The 15840-nt window shown below is 63.9% G+C and carries 16 protein-coding genes; 10 read left to right on the top strand and 6 right to left on the bottom strand.

Annotation, left to right across the window (positions count from 1 at the left end):
• Window positions 1-129: 129 nt before the first annotated feature.
• Window positions 130-864 carry an arylesterase gene (locus ACVWVY_RS07250; RefSeq protein WP_456632132.1) on the bottom strand — a complete coding sequence of 245 codons (735 nt, stop codon included), beginning with the start codon at window positions 862-864 and terminating at the stop codon, window positions 130-132.
• On the opposite strand from ACVWVY_RS07250, the gene ACVWVY_RS07245 reads away from it, so the two are divergent.
• The 4 genes from ACVWVY_RS07245 to ACVWVY_RS07230 all read left to right on the top strand — a co-directional run bounded on the left by ACVWVY_RS07245 (window position 863) and on the right by ACVWVY_RS07230 (window position 5792).
• Window positions 863-1576 (top strand): ABC transporter ATP-binding protein, encoded by a 714-nt coding sequence (locus ACVWVY_RS07245; RefSeq protein ID WP_456625727.1) that lies wholly within the window; start codon window positions 863-865, stop codon window positions 1574-1576. The genes ACVWVY_RS07250 and ACVWVY_RS07245 overlap by 2 nt on opposite strands.
• Window positions 1573-4143, top strand: a complete 2571-nt coding sequence (locus ACVWVY_RS07240; RefSeq protein WP_456625726.1) for an ABC transporter permease — start codon at window positions 1573-1575, stop codon at window positions 4141-4143. Before ACVWVY_RS07245 ends, ACVWVY_RS07240 begins: the two co-directional genes overlap by 4 nt.
• A gap of 242 nt (window positions 4144-4385) precedes the next feature.
• Complete coding sequence (locus tag ACVWVY_RS07235) at window positions 4386-5177, top strand: Bax inhibitor-1/YccA family protein (protein ID WP_456625725.1); 792 nt, start codon at window positions 4386-4388, stop codon at window positions 5175-5177.
• Between the two features lie 84 nt (window positions 5178-5261).
• Window positions 5262-5792: an N-acetyltransferase family protein gene (locus tag ACVWVY_RS07230; protein ID WP_456625724.1), complete on the top strand. Its 531-nt coding sequence runs from the start codon at window positions 5262-5264 to the stop codon at window positions 5790-5792.
• Between the two features lie 146 nt (window positions 5793-5938).
• Here the strand turns inward: ACVWVY_RS07230 and ACVWVY_RS07225 are convergent, their stop codons facing one another.
• The 3 genes from ACVWVY_RS07225 to acnA form a co-directional block, all read right to left on the bottom strand.
• Window positions 5939-6310: a DUF2794 domain-containing protein gene (locus ACVWVY_RS07225; RefSeq protein WP_456625723.1), complete on the bottom strand. Its 372-nt coding sequence runs from the start codon at window positions 6308-6310 to the stop codon at window positions 5939-5941.
• Window positions 6311-6811: 501 nt separating this feature from the next.
• Complete coding sequence (locus ACVWVY_RS07220) at window positions 6812-7573, bottom strand: DUF1223 domain-containing protein (protein WP_456625722.1); 762 nt, start codon at window positions 7571-7573, stop codon at window positions 6812-6814.
• Between the two features lie 148 nt (window positions 7574-7721).
• Window positions 7722-10442: an aconitate hydratase AcnA gene (gene acnA, locus ACVWVY_RS07215; RefSeq protein WP_456625721.1), complete on the bottom strand. Its 2721-nt coding sequence runs from the start codon at window positions 10440-10442 to the stop codon at window positions 7722-7724.
• Between the two features lie 223 nt (window positions 10443-10665).
• Here acnA and ccmA point away from each other — a divergent pair, with 223 nt between their 5' ends.
• From ccmA to ACVWVY_RS07185, 6 genes are all read left to right on the top strand, one after another.
• The gene (ccmA, locus tag ACVWVY_RS07210; RefSeq protein WP_456625720.1) at window positions 10666-11268 is read left to right on the top strand and encodes a heme ABC exporter ATP-binding protein CcmA; all 603 of its coding nucleotides are present in this window, start codon (window positions 10666-10668) and stop codon (window positions 11266-11268) included.
• Window positions 11265-11933 carry a heme exporter protein CcmB gene (gene ccmB / locus ACVWVY_RS07205; RefSeq protein ID WP_456625719.1) on the top strand — a complete coding sequence of 223 codons (669 nt, stop codon included), beginning with the start codon at window positions 11265-11267 and terminating at the stop codon, window positions 11931-11933. The genes ccmA and ccmB overlap by 4 nt, the downstream gene beginning before the upstream one ends.
• A 91-nt stretch (window positions 11934-12024) precedes the next feature.
• A complete protein-coding gene (locus ACVWVY_RS07200) occupies window positions 12025-12756 on the top strand; it encodes a heme ABC transporter permease (RefSeq protein ID WP_456625718.1) in 732 nt (243 codons plus the stop codon).
• Window positions 12757-12760: 4 nt separating this feature from the next.
• Window positions 12761-12937 carry a heme exporter protein CcmD gene (ccmD, locus tag ACVWVY_RS07195; RefSeq protein ID WP_456625717.1) on the top strand — a complete coding sequence of 59 codons (177 nt, stop codon included), beginning with the start codon at window positions 12761-12763 and terminating at the stop codon, window positions 12935-12937.
• Complete coding sequence (locus tag ACVWVY_RS07190) at window positions 12937-13536, top strand: DsbE family thiol:disulfide interchange protein (protein ID WP_456625716.1); 600 nt, start codon at window positions 12937-12939, stop codon at window positions 13534-13536. The genes ccmD and ACVWVY_RS07190 overlap by 1 nt, the downstream gene beginning before the upstream one ends.
• A 245-nt stretch (window positions 13537-13781) precedes the next feature.
• On the top strand, window positions 13782-14141 hold the full coding sequence (locus tag ACVWVY_RS07185; protein ID WP_456625715.1) for a ComEA family DNA-binding protein: 360 nt from the start codon (window positions 13782-13784) through the stop codon (window positions 14139-14141).
• A 56-nt stretch (window positions 14142-14197) separates the two neighbouring features.
• Here the strand turns inward: ACVWVY_RS07185 and ACVWVY_RS07180 are convergent, their stop codons facing one another.
• Both ACVWVY_RS07180 and ftsY read right to left on the bottom strand, forming a co-directional pair.
• Window positions 14198-14800 carry a septation protein A gene (locus tag ACVWVY_RS07180; RefSeq protein WP_456625714.1) on the bottom strand — a complete coding sequence of 201 codons (603 nt, stop codon included), beginning with the start codon at window positions 14798-14800 and terminating at the stop codon, window positions 14198-14200.
• Window positions 14801-14883: 83 nt separating this feature from the next.
• Complete coding sequence (gene ftsY / locus ACVWVY_RS07175) at window positions 14884-15834, bottom strand: signal recognition particle-docking protein FtsY (RefSeq protein WP_456625713.1); 951 nt, start codon at window positions 15832-15834, stop codon at window positions 14884-14886.
• Between the last annotated feature and the right edge of the window lie 6 nt (window positions 15835-15840).

Here is a 15840-nt window from a genome sequence, read left to right as displayed (position 1 = left end):
CAGCGCCCGGTGACGAATCACCGATCACTAATTCCTACCCGACTTATATGACTCTGCGAAGCACGCGCCGCGCGCAGACCGGAAAGCTACGGGGAAAACCGGCGGTAACGTTATTTGTTTGCATCTTTTTCAACTCGGTTGCCTCGAGATCGTGCCGAGAAATGCCTCCACCATAGGCAGGATATTCTTCACGATGACATCAATGCCCTCCGCGGTCGGATGCAACCCGTCGGCCTGATTGAGCTTGGCGTCGGCGGCGACACCTTCCAGGAAGAACGGATAGAGCGGTACGCCGAAGGATTTCGAAAGCTCCGGATAGATCGCGTTGAAGCGGGCGGCATATTCGCTGCCGTAATTGGGCGGGGCGAGCATGCCGCACATCAGCACGGCGATCTTGCGCGCCTTCAGCCGCGTCAGGATGTCGGTCAAGGCGGCGCGGGTGACGGCGGGGTCGGTCCCGCGCAGGGCGTCGTTGGCGCCGAGTTCGAGGATGACCGCCTCGGTTCCTTCCGGGATCGACCAGTCCAGCCGGTCGCGGCCGCCGGACGCGGTATCGCCGGACACCCCGGCGTTAATCATGTCGACCTTTATCCCCTTGTCGTCCAAGGCTTTTTGCAAGCGCGCGGGAAACGCCGCCGAGGCCGAAAGGCCAAGGCCGGCGCTTAAGGAATCGCCGAGGACGACCATTTTGACCGGCTTGTCCGGCGCGGCGGCCGGGGCTTGAGCTTGAGCTTGAGCTTGGACCTGGGCTTGGGCCAAAACCGGCCCAGCCGTCATCAAAGCCATAATCAACACGCGTATGTGCGCAAACATCCGTTTCAAGCCCTCGACCCGAGTGGCGGAAGTGCCATATGACCGAGCCATGGACAGTCTCATCGAATCCTCTTCACTGACCGGCCTCGGGCCGGACACCATTGCCATCTCCAACGTCAACCTCTCGCTCGGCTCAGGCGCCGCACGTGTACATATCCTGAAAGATATCAGCCTTCGTGTGGCATCGGGCGAGGCGATTGGCCTGATCGGGCCGTCAGGTTCGGGCAAATCGACCTTGCTGATGGTGATGGCGGGGTTGGAGCGTCCTGACAGCGGAGAGGTGGTGGTCAGCGGCACCCCGTTCAATGCCCTCGACGAGGACGCGCTGGCCCGCTTCCGTGGCCGCCAGGTCGGCATCGTGTTCCAGTCGTTTCACCTGATCCCGACCATGACCGCGCTGGAGAACGTCGCGGTGCCGCTGGAGCTCGCCGGTAACCCGGACGCGGCCGCGCGCGCGGCGCAGGAATTGACATCGGTCGGGCTCGGCGACCGCCTGCACCATTATCCGACCCAATTGTCCGGCGGCGAGCAGCAGCGCGTGGCGCTGGCCCGGGCGCTGGCGCCCGATCCCGCGATACTTGTGGCGGATGAGCCGACCGGCAATCTCGACGAGGCGACCGGCAGGCAGATCGTCGATCTCCTGTTCACCAAGCATGCCGAGCGCGGCATGACGCTGGTGCTGGTGACGCACGACACCTCGCTGGCGCAACGCTGCGACCGCGTCGTGCGACTGCGTTCGGGCCGGATCGACGGACATTCATGACCGCCATCTCTGAACCCGTTTACCGCAGCCGGGCGTCATCGCTTGCCCTGCGCTATGCGCTGCGCGAACTGCGCGGGGGCTTGCGCGGCTTTTACGTCTTCATCGCCTGCATCGCGCTCGGCGTGATGGCGATTGCCGGCGTCGGCTCGGTGGCGGCGAGCCTCAGCGAAGGCTTGACGCGCGAGGGCCGCACGCTGCTGGGCGGCGACGTTTCGTTCTCCCTGATCCAGCGCGAAGCCAAGCCGGAGGAAACAGCCTTCCTGCGCGCGCGCGGCCAGGTTTCGGTCGCGGCTGCGCTGCGGGTCATGGCCCGCGGCGGCGACGGCAAGCTGGCGCTGGTCGAACTTAAGGCCGTGGACGGCAACTACCCGATGCTGGGGCAGGTGACGCTCGAGCCCAAAATGGCCATGGCGGATCTATTCGCCGAGCACGACGGCGCGTTCGGCGCGGCCGTCGACTCCATCCTGCTGGCGCGGCTCGACCTCAAGCTCGGCGACCGCATCAGCATCGACAACGCCGCATTCCAGATCCGCAGCGTGGTCACGGCCGAGCCGGACAAGCTCGCCGGCAATGTCGGGCTGGGCCCGCGCGTGCTGGTCAGCGAGGCGAGCCTGCGCGCCACCGCATTGCTGCAACCGGGCAGCCTGGTGCGCTGGATCTACCGCGTAAAGCTGCCGGACAATGCGGCCGACGATCGCGCCGCGACCCAGTTGATCGACAGCGCGCGGAGCGCCCTGCCGGAGGCCGGCTGGTGGATCCGCAGCAGCAGCAATGCCTCGCCGCAGCTCGAACGCACCATCAACCGCTTTACCCAGTTCCTGACGCTGGTCGGCCTCGCGGCACTTCTGGTCGGCGGCGTCGGCGTCGCCAACGCGGTCAAGAGCCATATCGACCGCCGCCGCGACGTCATCGCCTCGTTCAAGGCGCTCGGCGCCACCGGCCGCGACGTCTTTACGATCTATCTGACGCAGGTGATCCTGCTCGCCGCGGTCGGTTCGCTGATCGGGCTGGCCGCCGGTGCGGCTTTGCCGTTCGTCATCGTCGGCGTATTCGGCAAGCTGCTGCCGCTGCCGGTGATTCCGGCCTTGCATCTCGACGAACTGGCGCTGTCGTTCGTCTATGGCCTGCTGACGGCGCTCGCCTTCGGACTATGGCCGCTCGGCCGGGTGCACGACGTGCCGGTTGCGGCGCTGTTTCGTGAAGAAGTCGCTCCCGAATGGCATCGCCCGCGCTGGAGCTATCTCGCGCTGATGGCCGTGGTGATTGCGCTGCTGGTCGCCGTCGCCATCGGGCTTGCCTATGACCGGCGGGTCGCGGCCGTGTTCGTCGTCTCCTCGGTGGCGGTATTCGCCCTGCTGCGCGGCGTCGCCGCCGGGTTGATGGCGCTGGCACGTCGCATGCCGCGCAGCCGCATCACCATGCTGCGGCTGGCGATCGCCAACATCTACCGGCCCGGCGCGCTGACGCCCTCGGTCGTGATGTCGCTCGGCCTCGGACTCGCGGTGCTGGTCACGATCACCCAGATCGACGGCAATCTGCGCCGGCAATTCCTGGCGGCGTTGCCGGAGAAAGCACCCTCGTTCTACTTCATCGACATTCCGACCGCCGATGCCGACCGCTTCGGTGCGTTCCTCAAGAAAGTGGCACCGGAATCGACCATAGAGGACGTGCCGATGCTGCGCGGGCGCATCGTCGGCGCCCGCGGCGTCCAGGCCGACGAGCTCAAGCCGTCGCAGGATTCCGAATGGGTGCTGCAGAGCGACCGCGGCCTGACCTATACCAACGAAGTCCCCAAGGGCTCCAAGGTCGTCGAGGGCGAATGGTGGAGTGCGACCTATAGCGGCCCGCCACTGGTCTCGATCGAGAAGAAGATCGCCGACGGGCTGAAGCTCAAAATAGGCGACGAGATCGTGGTCAACGTGCTCGGCCGCGACATCCCGGCCAAAATCAGCAATCTGCGCAACGTCGACTGGCAGGGGCTCGGGATCAATTTCGTGCTGGTGTTCTCGCCCAACGCCTTCAAGGGCGCGCCGCACAGCCACGTCGCGACCCTGTCGGAGGCCCGTCCGGACCCGGCCGGCGACGCCCGGATCATCAAGCAGGTGGCGGAGGCCTTCCCGACGGTGACCAGCGTGCGGGTCCGTGAGGCGCTGGAAACCATCGGCACCGTCGTCACCAATCTCGTGCTCGCCATCCGCGGCGCCAGCGCGGTGACGCTGATCTCGGCGATCCTGGTGCTGGGCGGCGCGCTCGCGGCCGGCCACCGGCACCGGGTCTATGACGCGGTCATCCTGAAGACGCTCGGCGCGACCCGGGCACGCCTGCTCGGCGCCTACGCCCTGGAATACCTGATGATCGGCCTCGCCACGGCGGTTTTCGGCGTGATCGCGGGTTCGATCGCGGCCTGGCTGATCGTGACCCGGCTGATGACGCTCGGTTTCATCTGGCAGGCCGGCAGCGCCGCAGGCGTGGTCGCCGCCGCCCTGGTCGTGACGGTAGGGCTGGGGCTCGCCGGAACGTTGCTGGCCTTGAACCAGAAGCCGGCCAGCGTGTTGCGGAATTTGTGACAATTTGTAGCGCCGGAAAGGCCGGGTTAACGCTGCTTTTGCTAGGGAATGACGGCAGAAGCGACATTCAGCCGCGCGTGGAAGCTTGCTTCGAATGTGTTAGTTTCCCACATATCAGCCAAGATCAGTGGCCGGGTTCATGACGTAAAATTGACGTCGGCAGATCAGGGCATCTGGGATAGAAATCTAACCGGCGCCGCAAACCCCTTGCGCTCCGCCGGGCAACCAACGGGAATTCGACCATGTCGGACCTAGACCGTAATTACACTTCTCCTTTCGGCCGGGCCGCCGGGCGCGTTGATGCCGCGACCGTCGATGCCGGTCTGCGCTCCTACATGCTGCGCATCTATAACTACATGAGCATCGGCCTGGCCATCACCGGCCTTGCGGCGCTCGGCATCTACATGGCCGCGGTGGCGGACCCAGCGGCTTCCGATGCAGTCCGTATTGGCAAGTTTTATCTGACGCCATTTGGCTATCAGATGTACGTCGGGCCGCTGAAATGGCTGTTCATGCTGGCACCGCTGATCATGGTGTTCGCGATCTCGGCCGGCATCAACCGGCTGCGGCCCGCGACCGCTCAGATGCTGTTCTGGGTGTTTGCGGCGCTGATGGGCATCTCGCTGTCGTCGATCTTCCTGGTGTACACGCACACCTCGATCGTGCGGGTGTTCTTCATCACCGCGGCGTCGTTCGGTGCATTGAGCCTCTACGGTTACACCACCAAGCGTGACATGACCGGCATGGGCTCGTTCCTGATGATGGGCCTGTTCGGCATCATCATCGCCAGTGTGGTCAACATCTTCCTGGCCAACGGCGTCATGGGCTTCATTATCTCCGTCATCGGCGTGCTGGTGTTCGCTGGGCTCACCGCCTATGACACCCAGCGGCTGAAGAACGACTACATCTACGGCTACGCCTCTCAGGGCGGCGATATTGCGGAGAAAGCGGCGATCACCGGTGCATTGTCGCTCTACCTGAACTTCATCAACCTGTTCACGCTGCTCTTGCAGCTGCTCGGCCAGCGCGACTAGTCGCTACCGACCAGGTTCGAGTTGAAGCCCCGGCCTTGCGGCCGGGGCTTTTCTTTTGGTCGCAGGGAAAATATTCTGTCGGCCATGTCCCCTCCCGATATCCGGCCCGCCACCGAGGCCGACCTCCCCGCCATCACTGAAATCTACCAGCACGCAGTGCGCTACGGCACTGCGACGTTCGAGCTGACCCCGCCCGATCTCGCCGAGATGACCCGGCGGTTCAGGGCGCTGACGGACGATGGCTTCCCCTATTTCGCGGCCTCAGTCGAAGGCCGCGTGATCGGCTATGCCTATGCCGGCCCTTATCGGCCGCGGCCTGCCTATCGTTTCACGGTGGAGAATTCGGTCTATCTGCAACCCTCGACCCACCGCCGCGGCATCGGCCTGCAACTGATGCAGCGGCTGATCGCCGAATGCGAGGCGCGCGGCTACCGGCAAATGATCGCCGTGATCGGCGATTCCGCCAATGCCGGCTCGATCGCCGTTCACACCAAATGCGGTTTCCAGATGATCGGGACGCATCGCGATGTCGGCCTCAAGTTCGGCCGCTGGCTCGACACCGTGATGATGCAGCGCGCGCTCGGTGAAGGCGGAACGACGGTGCCGAACAATTGAGATTTGTAGGGTGGGCAAAGCCACCGGGTCGCGCGAATGCGCGCCCGATGACAGGCTCCGCGTGCCCACCATCAGGTAGCGATCCTGGGAGAGATGGTGGGCACGGCGCAAGTGCGCCTTTGCCCACCCCACGGCTACGGGATCGCCTAAACCAGCGCCAGCTTGCGGTCGATCACCAGCAGCACGCGTTCGAGTTCGTGGCCGCGGCGCAGGATCAGACCGGTCGCCGAGATCACGCTGTACATACCTTGCTTGCGCGCGAGCCGCGGATCCTTCTCGATGCGGTAGATCGGAACTTCGGAGGCACGGCGGAACACCGAAAACACCGCGCGGTCTTTCAGAAAGTCGATGGCGTAGTCGCGCCATTCGCCATCGGCGACCATGCGCCCATACAGATTGAGGATACGGTTGAGTTCGAGACGATTGAACGTGACCCGATTTGGCGACGGGGCTGCAGTGGCGGGGCGCGCCACTGCGCGGCTCTCGCTTGGATCGGTGTCCTCCGATATCGAGCTCATGGAGCGCCTCCTGTCATCTCAGGCATGCTCTCGTTCCGAAAACCGGTCCCACTTTTCCGGGAGCATGCCGAGCTTTACATGATCGCGCTAACCGCAGGACGCCGCAAGGGGGTTGTAAATACGAAGGAAACTGCGTGGAACCACCCCAACGCAGCCGGAAGCATCGATTCACGGGATCGTTAGCGGAATCTTATTGCTGCCCCACTTCCGCCAACCGCCCGCCCCGCTGGGTTGCGAAAAGATAATCCTGCGTTGGCCCGGTCCTTTCGGTTCCGGATTCCTCAGCCCCCAGCCCCCCGGGGCCGTCGGGATCGGGCCTGTTCGCAGAGGGAGTTAATCCCGATACTGGGCCAACGAAAGTTGGTCCTTTTTCTTTTGTGGCGACGGCTCTAACGCCAAACGACATCAGCTGCCGTTCCAAGCCGCGTCAAACGCGAGCACTGACGTGCCCATCAGGAAAACTTAACCGCCTAATCAGCGCAGCATCGCAGCCAGTGCTGACTAGCGCAGCTCCGTATAGGCCGCGCCGAGCATCGCGCCCGGCTTGTCGCGACTGCCGTCCTGGACATAGACGACCGCGGCGTCGACGCCATCGCGGGAAATATTTTCCAGCGGAATGGTCCAGCTTCCCGCACCTCCGTTCCAGTCGCCGACCTTCACGAGACTGCGCACCACGTTGTAGTAGGTGATTTGTTGGCCGCGGTTCTCGCCGCGCCCGATCGAAATCGGCACCGCTCGCGAGACCGAGCAAAGCCAGACTTCGCCGCGACCCGTCGCCGCCACTTTGCTCGGCTCGACCGAGACGTTGATCAGTTTGTCCGACAACGTCATCGTCACCGGCACCGACATCACGCCCTCGGCCTTGCTCGTGTTCCTGATGGCGCCGTCGATGGCGTCGCGATCGCTGCCGATCACCTGCGCCGAGCCGTTGACGATCATCTGCGGCGTGTAGAGGTTGCGGTCGCCGCGCGCATGCGAATAGGCTTTCTGACGGGCGCTGAAACGCGAGTCCGCCAGCGTGTCCTTCCAGCCGAGATAATCCCAGTAGTCGATCGGCATGCTCAGCGCGATCACGTTCGGATCCTTGGCGAGCTCGCCGACGATCTTGTCGGCGGGCGGACACGACGAGCAGCCCTGCGAGGTGAACAGTTCGACCACGGCGCGCGGATCGGCATGGGCCGGGCGGATGACGGCGATGATCGCGCAGACGCTGAGCGCACCGGACCACCGCGATATGCCGCTATAGGCCATCATCGCTGTCATAGGCCGAACCGTCCGTCCGTATTTTTACTGGGCATGGTTTGATATCCTGAAAAGCGTGCCCCAGACGCGCGAAAGCGGCCTTTTCATAGGCCGCCTTCTTCCTGCTCGCTACTCACTTCGCAGTGAGGCACTGATCACAAATCCGCGTTTAAGCCGCGAGTTTGCGCAGCACATAATGCAGAATGCCGCCGTTTCGGTAGTACTCGAGCTCGTCGAGGGTATCGATGCGGCACAACAGCGGCACGCGCTGCAGCGCGCCATCGCCGGAGACGATCTCCGCCGTCAGGGTCTGACGCGGCTTCAGGTCGCCCTGCAGGCCGCGGATCGTCACCTTCTCGTCGCCCTTCAGGCCCAGCGACGTCCACGACGTCCCGTCTTCGAAGGTGAGCGGCAACACGCCCATGCCGACCAGGTTGGAGCGATGGATGCGCTCAAAGCTCTGGCAGATCACGGCGCGGACGCCGAGCAGCCGCGTGCCCTTGGCGGCCCAGTCGCGTGACGAGCCGTTGCCGTACTCGGCGCCGGCGAACACCACCAGCGGCACGCTCTCCGCCTGGTACTTCATCGCCGCGTCGTAGATCGACATCTGCTCGCCGTCGGGCCAGTGCTTGGTGAGGCCGCCTTCCGGAATATTGCCGTCGGCGCCCTTCAGCATGAAGTTCTTGATGCGGATGTTGGCGAAAGTGCCGCGCATCATGATCTCGTGATTGCCGCGCCGCGTGCCGTACTGATTGAAGTCGGCGGGGCGCACCTGATGCTCGCTCAGGAATTTTCCGGCCGGCGAAGTCAGCTTGATCGAGCCCGCGGGCGAGATGTGGTCGGTCGTGATCTTGTCGCCGAACATCGCCAGAATCCGCGCATCGACCACGTCGACGACGGGATCGGGCTGCTTCTTCATGCCTTCGAAATAGGGCGGGTTCTGCACATAGGTCGACGACATGTTCCAGCGATAGGTCTCGCTGTCGACCGTCTTGATCTTGCGCCAGTTGGTGTCGCCCTTGAACACGTCGGCATAGCGCTTCTTGAAGATCGTCGCTGTCACGAACTTCTTCATGTAGGCGTTGATTTCCTTGGTGGTCGGCCAGATGTCCTTCAGGAACACCGGCTTGCCGTCCTTGCCGGTGCCAATCGGCTCGACCGCGAGATCCTTGGTCACGGTGCCCGCCAGCGCGTAGGCCACGACCAGCGGCGGCGACGCCAGATAGTTCGCCTGCACGTCCGGCGAGACGCGTCCCTCGAAGTTGCGGTTACCCGACAGCACGGCCGCGGCGACGACGCCGTTGTCGTTGATGGATTTGGAAATGTCTTCCTGCAGCGGACCCGAGTTGCCGATGCAGGTGGTGCAGCCGAAACCGATCAGATTGAAGCCGACCTTGTCGAGATCGGTCTGCAGCCCGGAATTGGTGAGATATTCCGCGACCACCTGGCTGCCGGGCGCCAGCGAAGTCTTCACCCACGGCTTGGCCTTCAGGCCCTTGGCGGCAGCGTTGCGCGCCAGCAGACCCGCACCGATCAGCACACTCGGATTGGAGGTGTTGGTACAGGAGGTGATCGCCGCGATCACCACGTCGCCATGGCCGATTTCGAAATTGTGATTGTCGACTGCGTAGCGTTTATCTGCTTCGCCGGGCTTCTTGTACTCACCCGCGAGCGCGGTGGAGAAACCTTCCGCGACCGCCGGCAGCGCGACGCGGCCTTCGGGGCGCTTCGGGCCGGCCATCGACGGCACGACATCCTTGAGATCGAGCGTCAGCGTTTCCGTGAACACGGGGTCGACCGATTTCGCGGTGCGGAACAGGCCCTGGGCCTTGGCGTAAGCCGAAACCAGCGCGACGCGATCCGCCTTGCGGCCCGAGGTCTTGAGGTAATCGATGGTCGCGGCATCGACCGGGAAGAAGCCGCAGGTCGCGCCATATTCCGGCGCCATGTTGCCGATGGTCGCCTTGTCAGCCACCGAGAGGAAGTCGAGGCCGGGACCGAAGAACTCGACGAACTTGCCGACCACGCCCTGCTTGCGCAGCATCTGCGTCACGGTCAGCACGAGATCGGTCGCGGTGACGCCTTCCTTGAGCTGGCCCTTGAGCTTGAAGCCGACCACTTCCGGCAGCAGCATCGACAGCGGCTGGCCGAGCATGCAGGCTTCCGCCTCGATACCGCCGACGCCCCAGCCGAGCACAGCGAGGCCGTTGACCATTGTCGTGTGCGAGTCAGTGCCGACGAGCGAATCCGGATAGGCGACCTCGAAGGTGCCGGTCTTCTTGCCGACCGTCATCTTCTCCTTCTTGGTCCACACCGTCTGCGCGAGATATTCGAGATTGACCTGATGGCAGATGCCGGTGCCGGGCGGCACCACGGAGAAATTCGAAAACGCCTTCTGTCCCCACTTCAGGAATTCGTAGCGTTCCTGGTTCTGCTTGTATTCCTCGACCACGTTCTTGCCGAACGCCTTGTTGTCGCCGAAGAAGTTGACGATCACGGAGTGGTCGATGACGAGATCGACCGGCACCAGCGGGTTGATCTTCTCGGCATCGCCGCCGAGCGCCTGCATCGCATTACGCATCGCGGCGAGATCGACCACCGCCGGCACGCCGGTGAAATCCTGCATCAGGACGCGCGCCGGGCGGAACGCCACTTCGTGCTCGAGTTTACGCTTCCTCAACCATTTCGACACCGCAATGATGTCGGCCTTCTTGACCGTGCGGTCGTCCTCGTTGCGCAGCAGGTTTTCCAAGAGCACCTTCATCGAATAGGGCAGCTTGGAAATTCCCTTCAGACCGTTCTTCTCGGCGGCGGGCAGGCTGTAATAAACGTAGGTCTTGCTGCCGACCTTGAGGGTCTTGCGGCATTTGAAGCTGTCGAGCGAGGTCATGTCAGGAATCCCAAATTCTAGTTATACCCAGCAAGGGTATTTAAACACCATCAGCGTAAGGCTGGCCTATTGGCTTGCAGCCGCCGATTGTGTGCTGCATCAAGTTCCGGGCTTATAGAATCTTTCTAGAAGCGCCGCCACACCGACAAGCGTGCTGCAGCAATGCGGACCCACAAATTCTGACGCGGTACCCATCAATTTCAGAGGGCTGTGACGAAGCAAAATGCGGCTCTCGGGGCGCCAAATCGACTGTATCAGGGGCGGCCGTGGCGTGTTCGCCGGCCTCGATTTCGAAGCCTCTTCCGGGCAGGCCCTGGCCGTGGTCGGGCCGAACGGCTCCGGCAAGACCTCGCTGTTGCGCCTGATTGCGGGCCTCCTGGTGCCGGCGGGCGGGTCTGTCGGCCTGGAGGGCGGCGATGCCGAGCTGACCTTGCCGGAACAATCCCACTATCTCGGCCATCGCGACGCGCTGAAGCCTGCGCTGAGCGTGGCGGAAAACCTGTCGTTCTGGGGAGATTTTCTCGGGGGCGCGGCCGGTGACATTGGCAAGTGCCTGTCGGCTGTGGGGCTCGGCCATGCCACGCATCTGCCGGCGGCGTATCTCTCGGCCGGCCAGCGGCGGCGGCTGTCGATCGCCCGCCTGCTCGTGGTGCGCCGGCCGGTCTGGCTCCTCGACGAGCCGACCTCGGCGCTCGATACCGCCGGACAGGGCTTGTTCACCGGCGTCATGCGCGACCACCTCGCCAGCGGCGGCATCATCATCGCCGCCACGCATACTCCGCTCGGGATCGAGACGAAGGAACTGCGGATGGGGGCAGCGGCATGACCGCCCTCGCCGCACTGATTCGCCGCGACATCAAAATCGCCGTTCGCGTCGGCGGCGGGGCGCTGATCGGCGTGTTGTTTTTCCTCACGGTCACGGTGCTGATGCCGTTCGCGCTCGGGCCGGATCTGGCGCTCTTGACGCGGCTCGGACCCGCGATCCTCTGGCTCGGCGCGCTGCTGGCGAGCCTGCTCACGCTGGACCGCCTGTTCACGGCCGACCACGAGGATGGCTCGCTCGACCTGATCGTGATGGGCCGGACACCGCTGGAACTGGCCTGTGCCGCGAAAGCCCTGGCCCACTGGCTTGCCGCCGGCGTGCCGCTGATCGTGGCAACCCCTGTACTGGGGCTGCTGCTCAATCTCGACGCCACCGCAACCTCGGCGGTGGCGCTGACGCTGCTGGTGGGAACGCCGGCGCTGACGTTTACGGGAATGATCGGCGCAGCGCTCGCCGTGACACTCCACCGCGGCGGGTTGCTGCTCGCAGTGCTGGTGCTGCCGCTATCGATCCCGGTACTGATCTTCGGTGTCGCCGCCTCGCAGGCGGCCATATCAGGCCCGCTGTCATTTGGAACACCGTTTTCGATCCTCTGCGCGCTCTCGCTGGTCAGTCTCGTCGTTGGACCGTTCGCGGCCGCGGCCAGCCTGCGCCACGGCCTGGACTGAACGAAATTGACGCCGATCAACTCTCGCGGAGGCCATGTGAAACGAACCGAGCCGCATTGCCTGCCCCGCCGCTGACGACTATCAGGATGCCATGACGCTGATCGACCTCGCCAATCCCACCAAATTCCTGTCGCTGACGGCGCGCGTGCTGCCGTGGCTGGCGGGCGCAACCGCGATCCTGCTGTTGATCGGCTTCTATCAGGCGGCGATGGCGCCCGACGATTATCAGCAGGGCGCCACCGTCAAGATCATGTTCATCCACGTGCCGAATGCGTGGCTTTCGATGTTCGTGTGGGGCGTCATGAGCATTGCCGCGCTGGGCACGCTGGTATGGCGGCATCCGCTCGCCGACGTCGCGGCCAAGGCCGCAGCGCCGATCGGCGCGGCATTCACGTTTCTCGCGCTGGTCACGGGTTCACTGTGGGGACGGCCGATGTGGGGCACCTATTGGGAATGGGATGCGCGGCTGACCTCGGTCTTGATCCTGTTCCTGATGTATCTCGGGCTGATGGCGCTGTGGCGCGCGGTGGACGATCCTTCGCGGGCGGCGCGGGCCGCCGCCGTCCTGACGCTGGTCGGCGCGCTCAACCTGCCGATCATCAAATTCTCGGTCGACTGGTGGAACACGCTGCACCAGCCGGCGGCCGTGCTGCGCATGGGCGGCACATCGCTCGACAAGGCGTTCCTGATTCCATTGCTGGTGATGGCGGTCGGCTTTTCGCTGCTGTTCGTCACCCTGCATCTGGCGGCGATGCGCAACGAGATCCTGCGCCGGCGCGTGCGCAGCTTGCAGATGATGCAAGCCAGCCAGCAGGCGGCGTGACGCGATGTCGCTCGGTCCCTATGCCTCCTTTATCGTGACGTCCTACACGCTGGTGGCAGCGGTCGTGGTGCTTCTCATCATCTGGATCGCCATCGATTATCGCCTCCAGAAGGAGCGCCTGCGCGAACTGGAGGCCAGCGGCGTGACCCGGCGCTCCGGCCGCCAGGCGACGGACATCTGATGAGCGCGCCGCCCACAACATCCGATGGACCGCCGCGCCGCTGGCGCTGGCTGGTGGCGCTGCCGCTGATCGGCTTCATGGCCATTGCCGCGCTGTTCCTGCTGCGGCTGTATGGCGGCGATCCCTCAAGAATCCCATCCGCCCTGATCGGCCGCCCGGCGCCGCAGACCACGCTTCCGGCGCTGGAAGGCCTCGCCAATAACGGCGTGCCGGTACCCGGGCTCGATCCCGCGGCCTTCAAGGGCAAGGTCTCGATCGTCAATGTCTGGGCGTCCTGGTGCGTGCCATGCCACGACGAGGCGCCGCTGTTGACCGCGCTGGCCAAGGATACGCGGCTGCAGATCGTCGGTATCAACTACAAGGATTCGCCCGATAACGCCCGCCGCTTCCTCGGCCGCTACGGCAACCCGTTCAGCATGGTGGGCGTCGACGGCAACGGCCGTGCCGCGATCGAATGGGGCGTCTACGGCGTGCCCGAGACGTTTGTGGTCGGCCGCGACGGCACCATTGTCTACAAGTTGGTCGGGCCGGTGACGCCGGCCAATCTCGACAGCGTGCTGAAGGTCGAGATCGAGAGGGCGTTGAAGACGGGTGGTTAGCCACCGACCTCATCCTGAGGAGCCGCCAACGGTTCGCGCGAATGCGCGCCCGATGACAGGCTCCGCGGCGTCTCGAAGGATGGGCCATGGGCCTCATGGTTGGAGACGCGCGAAGACGCGCTCCTCACCATGAGGGACAAATAATTCCGCGCTTTTATCTGCCGTTCATTTTAGAGCCATGGCGCCGCCATGAATTCGCAGCTAGCTTGATGGCGTTACTTGAACCGTCCTTGGAGGGACACCCTATGCGTCATTTCACGCTCGCTTCTGTTCTCGCCACCGCGCTCACTCTCGGCCTCATGTCGGCGACCCCGTCGATGGCCCAGGGCACGCAGCCTGCGACCAAATCCGACAGCAAGATGGCGCCCGCGCCAAAGGCTTCGGAGTCGAAGATGGCGCCCGCGCCGAAGGCCGAGCTGCTCGATATCAACTCGGCGACCGCCGATCAGCTCGACGCGCTGCCGGGTGTCGGCAAGGCCTATTCTGCCAAAATCATCGCGGGCCGGCCGTACAAGGGCAAGGATGAACTGGTGCAGAAGAGCATTCTTCCGCAGGCGACCTACGACAAGATCAAGGACAAGATCATCGCCAAGCAGAAGAGCTGACCTTCGCTACAGCGAACGCATCGGCGCGATCCGCGCCGGTGCGTTTTGCTTTTTGACTAGCCTTTGCTCACATCGCCCGCTTCCGCCTCGCTCGCCTCGAGCGTGGCCGGCTCCAGATGATAGCGCTTGATCACCGGCATCTGGGTGATCGCAAAGATCATCGTCAGCGGCGTCACGCCGAACACCTTGAAATTGACCCAGAAGTCGGTCGACTGGGTGCGCCAGATGAATTCGTTCAAGATCGCCATCGCAAAAAAGTACAGCGCCCAGCGCATGGTCAGGATGCGCCAGCCCTTCGGCGTCAGGTTGAACATCTGATCGAACAGGATCGCGATGAAGGAGCGGCCGAACAAAAGACCGCCGCCGAGGATCGCGGCGAACAGGCCGTAGATGATGGTCGGCTTGACCTTGATGAAGGTCTCGTCGTGCAGCACCAGCGTCAACGTGCCGAACACGAGCACGATGACGGCGGTGACGATCGCCATCATGGGCACATGCCGCACCACCACATAGGAGGCGATCATTGCGGCCACGATCGCCACCATGAAGGCGCCGGTCGCGACAAACAGGTTGAATTTGGCGTTGGCCACGAAGAACACCAAGAGTGGACCGAGCTCGGTCACGAGCTTGAACACCGGATGCGGCTGGGTCTTGTCCATCGTTTCACTTGATCTTTCGTTTGGGCATGATCTTTCCGAAAACCGGTTCCCACTTTGCGCTAACGCGGCCCTTCGGGTCGGGATCACGCCCCTTCAATTCCTGCAATCGCGTTCGCGAAATCCCGCGCGGTGAACGGCGCGAGATCGTCGATGCCTTCGCCGACGCCGATGAAGTGCACCGGCAGTTTGAATTTCTCCGCCAGCGCCACCAGGATGCCGCCGCGCGCGGTGCCGTCGAGCTTCGTCATCACGAGACCCGTGACGCCAGCGGTACGATGAAATGCCTCGACCTGCGACAGCGCATTTTGTCCCACCGTGGCATCGAGCACGAGCAGCACCGCATGCGGGGCTGACACATCGACTTTCTTGAGGACGCGAACGACCTTTTCGAGCTCGTTCATCAGCTCGGCCTTGTTCTGCAGGCGGCCGGCGGTATCGACCAGCAGCACGTCGATATTCTGCTCCTTCGCCGCGGTCAGCGCATTGAAGGCGAGGCTTGCCGAATCCGAACCCTGCGCGCCCGCAATGACCGGCGACTTGGTGCGCTCGCCCCAGATTTTCAATTGTTCGATCGCCGCGGCGCGAAACGTATCGCCGGCCGCCATCATGACCTTGCGGCCTTCGGCACTCAATTTTGCGGCAAGCTTGCCGATGGTGGTGGTCTTGCCCGAGCCGTTGACGCCGACCACGAGAATGACGAACGGCTTTTGAGCCGAGTCGATCTCCAGCGGCCTGGCAACCGGCGCCAGCACCTTCTCGACCTCGGTCGCGACCACCGACTTCACTTCATCCGCCGAAATCGCCTTGTCGTAGCGGCCGGCGCCGACCGCGTCCGCAATCCGTACCGCCACGGCGGTGCCGAGATCGGCGCGCAACAGCACATCCTCGATATCGTCGAGCATGGCGCGGTCGAGCTTGCGCTTGGTGACGAGGTCGGCAACGGCGGAGCCTAGCGAACTCGAGGTCCGCTTCAGGCCGCTCGAAAGCCGCCGCCACCAGCTCAGTTTGGGGGTTCCGGGAGTGGTATCGCTCATGTCGGG

It is taken from the genome of Bradyrhizobium sp. URHC0002 (genome assembly GCF_054059515.1).
The sequence above is the reverse complement of the archived record's forward strand: the minus strand, read 5'-3'. Positions and strand labels throughout refer to the sequence as shown.

Coding starts and splice junctions, on each gene's coding strand:
- ACVWVY_RS07200 (WP_456625718.1), top strand. CDS start 12,025: ATGACGCTGATCGACCTCGCCAATCCCACCAAATTCCTGTCGCTGACG.
- ccmB (WP_456625719.1), top strand. CDS start 11,265: ATGACCGCCCTCGCCGCACTGATTCGCCGCGACATCAAAATCGCCGTT.
- ccmA (WP_456625720.1), top strand. CDS start 10,666: ATGCGGCTCTCGGGGCGCCAAATCGACTGTATCAGGGGCGGCCGTGGC.
- ACVWVY_RS07225 (WP_456625723.1), bottom strand. CDS start 6,310: ATGAGCTCGATATCGGAGGACACCGATCCAAGCGAGAGCCGCGCAGTG.
- ACVWVY_RS07245 (WP_456625727.1), top strand. CDS start 863: ATGGACAGTCTCATCGAATCCTCTTCACTGACCGGCCTCGGGCCGGAC.
- ACVWVY_RS07185 (WP_456625715.1), top strand. CDS start 13,782: ATGCGTCATTTCACGCTCGCTTCTGTTCTCGCCACCGCGCTCACTCTC.
- ftsY (WP_456625713.1), bottom strand. CDS start 15,834: ATGAGCGATACCACTCCCGGAACCCCCAAACTGAGCTGGTGGCGGCGG.
- ACVWVY_RS07230 (WP_456625724.1), top strand. CDS start 5,262: ATGTCCCCTCCCGATATCCGGCCCGCCACCGAGGCCGACCTCCCCGCC.
- ccmD (WP_456625717.1), top strand. CDS start 12,761: ATGTCGCTCGGTCCCTATGCCTCCTTTATCGTGACGTCCTACACGCTG.
- ACVWVY_RS07220 (WP_456625722.1), bottom strand. CDS start 7,573: ATGACAGCGATGATGGCCTATAGCGGCATATCGCGGTGGTCCGGTGCG.
- ACVWVY_RS07180 (WP_456625714.1), bottom strand. CDS start 14,800: ATGGACAAGACCCAGCCGCATCCGGTGTTCAAGCTCGTGACCGAGCTC.
- ACVWVY_RS07240 (WP_456625726.1), top strand. CDS start 1,573: ATGACCGCCATCTCTGAACCCGTTTACCGCAGCCGGGCGTCATCGCTT.
- ACVWVY_RS07235 (WP_456625725.1), top strand. CDS start 4,386: ATGTCGGACCTAGACCGTAATTACACTTCTCCTTTCGGCCGGGCCGCC.
- ACVWVY_RS07190 (WP_456625716.1), top strand. CDS start 12,937: ATGAGCGCGCCGCCCACAACATCCGATGGACCGCCGCGCCGCTGGCGC.
- acnA (WP_456625721.1), bottom strand. CDS start 10,442: ATGACCTCGCTCGACAGCTTCAAATGCCGCAAGACCCTCAAGGTCGGC.
- ACVWVY_RS07250 (WP_456632132.1), bottom strand. CDS start 864: ATGGCTCGGTCATATGGCACTTCCGCCACTCGGGTCGAGGGCTTGAAA.